3 protein-coding genes are annotated in these 2185 nt (G+C 69.6%); all 3 read left to right on the top strand.

Annotated features, from left to right (window positions below; translation table 11 throughout):
* The coding region (locus ACIQWR_RS41485; protein ID WP_404020350.1) for a vitamin B12 dependent-methionine synthase activation domain-containing protein at positions 1-174 on the top strand (174 nt) is incomplete at its 5' end.
* Between the two features lie 14 nt (positions 175-188).
* On the top strand, positions 189-1154 hold the full coding sequence (gene metF / locus ACIQWR_RS41480) for a methylenetetrahydrofolate reductase [NAD(P)H] (RefSeq protein WP_404021369.1): 966 nt from the start codon (positions 189-191) through the stop codon (positions 1152-1154).
* Positions 1155-1262: 108 nt separating this feature from the next.
* Positions 1263-2185, top strand: a 923-nt coding sequence (locus tag ACIQWR_RS41475) for an adenosylhomocysteinase (RefSeq protein WP_404021366.1), incomplete at its 3' end; no start/stop codon positions are given.

Raw genomic sequence — 2185 nt, 5'->3', positions numbered from 1 at the left:
TCCCTCGGCTACGGCGCCTGCCCCGACCTGGAGGACCGCGCCAAGATCGCCGACCTCCTCCAGCCCGAACGGATCGGCGTCCACCTCTCCGAGGAGTTCCAGCTCCACCCCGAACAGTCCACCGACGCCATCGTCATCCACCACCCCGAAGCGAAGTACTTCAACGCACGCTGAGAAAGGAGACAGACATGTCGGCCACACTCACCGCCACCGCCACTCCCACCGCAACCGTCACCGCCGAGCGCCCCCGCACGTCCGCCCCGGCCACGCTCGGCGTCCGGGAACTACTGGCCCAGGGCCGGCAGAGCTTCTCCTTCGAGTTCTTCCCGCCGAAGACGGACGCGGGGGAGCGGGTGCTGTGGAACGCCATCCGCCGGATCGAGTCCTTCGCCCCGTCCTTCGTCTCCGTCACCTACGGCGCCGGCGGCTCCTCCCGCGACCGGACCGTCGAGGTCACCAAGCGCATCGCCGCCGAGACCACCCTGCGCCCGGTCGCCCACCTCACCGCCGTCGGACACTCGGTGGCCGAGCTGCGCCACATCATCGGGCAGTACGCGGACGCGGGCATCCGTGACGTCCTGGCGCTGCGCGGAGACCCGCCCGGCGACCCCAAGGGGGACTGGACGGCACACCCCGACGGGCTGCGCCACGCCCACGAACTGGTCTCGCTCATCCGCCAGTTGGGGGACTTCACGGTCGGCGTGGCCGCGTTCCCCGAGCGCCACCCCCGCTCACCCTCATGGGACGAGGACGTCCGCCACTTCGCCGCCAAGTGCCGGGCCGGCGCGGACTACGCCATCACCCAGATGTTCTTCCACGTCGAGGACTACCTCCGGCTGCGCGACCGGCTGTGCTCGGTGGGCTGTCTGACCCCGGTGATCCCCGAGATCATGCCCGCGACCGACTACCGGCAGATCCGGCGCTTCTCCGAACTGAGCGACGCCCGGTTCCCGCAGGCACTCGCCCAGCGCCTCGAAGCGGCCAAGGACAACCCCGCGGACGGCCACCGCATCGGCGTCGAGTACGCCACCCGGATGGCCGAGCGGCTGCTCGCCGAGGGGGCGCCGGGCCTGCACTACATCACCCTCAACAAGTCCACCGCGACTCTAGAGATCCATCAGAACCTGGACCTGGACCGGGCCCCGGGCGCATAGGGGATCAGGACACTCGGCCGCCACCAGCCACAGTCACACCCACTGCCACCAGCCACAGTCACACCCACCGCCACACCCACAGCCACCATCATCACGGAGTAGAACCCCATGGACTTCAAGGTCGCAGACCTCTCGCTCGCGGATTTCGGCCGCAAGGAGATCACCCTGGCCGAGCACGAGATGCCCGGTCTGATGTCGATCCGCGCCGAGTACGCCCCCTCACAGCCGCTCGCGGGTGCCCGCATCACCGGCTCCCTGCACATGACCGTGCAGACCGCCGTGTTGATCGAAACCCTCGTCGCGCTCGGGGCGGAAGTGCGCTGGGTGTCCTGCAACATCTACTCCACCCAGGACCACGCGGCCGCGGCCGTCGCGGTCGGCCCGACCGGTACCCAGGAGAACCCGGCGGGCATACCGGTCTTCGCCTGGAAGGGCGAGACCCTGGAGGAGTACTGGTGGTGCACCGAGCAGGCGCTGATCTGGCCGGGCCACTCCGGCCCGAACATGATCCTCGACGACGGCGGTGACGCGACCCTCCTCGTCCACAAGGGCGTCGAGTTCGCGAAGGCCGGCGCGGTGCCCGACCCCTCGACCGCCGACAACGAGGAACTGCGCCTGGTCTTCGAGCTGCTCGGCCGCAGCGCGATCGACTGGGCGGCCCTCGCGGCCGAGGTCCGCGGGGTCTCCGAGGAGACCACCACGGGCGTCCACCGCCTCTACGAGATGCACCGCGAGGGCGCCCTGCTCTTCCCGGCGATCAACGTGAACGACGCGGTGACGAAGTCGAAGTTCGACAACAAGTACGGCTGCCGCCACTCGCTGATCGACGGCATCAACCGTGCCACGGACGTTCTCATCGGTGGCAAGACGGCGGTCGTCTTCGGTTACGGCGACGTCGGCAAGGGGTCCGCGGAGTCGCTGCGCGGTCAGGGCGCCCGTGTGATCGTGACGGAGATCGACCCGATCTGTGCGCTGCAGGCGGCGATGGACGGGTACCAGGTCGCGACGCTGGACGACGTGGTGGAGACGGC

The organism is Streptomyces sp. NPDC098789, from assembly GCF_044759975.1.
Classification (GTDB): Bacteria; Actinomycetota; Actinomycetes; order Streptomycetales; family Streptomycetaceae; genus Streptomyces.
This window is presented reverse-complemented; position numbering and strand designations above follow the sequence as displayed.

What these genes read in the sequence shown, in the direction of transcription:
- metF (WP_404021369.1), top strand. Translation starts at nt 189, where the DNA reads ATGTCGGCCACACTCACCGCCACCGCCACTCCCACCGCAACCGTCACC.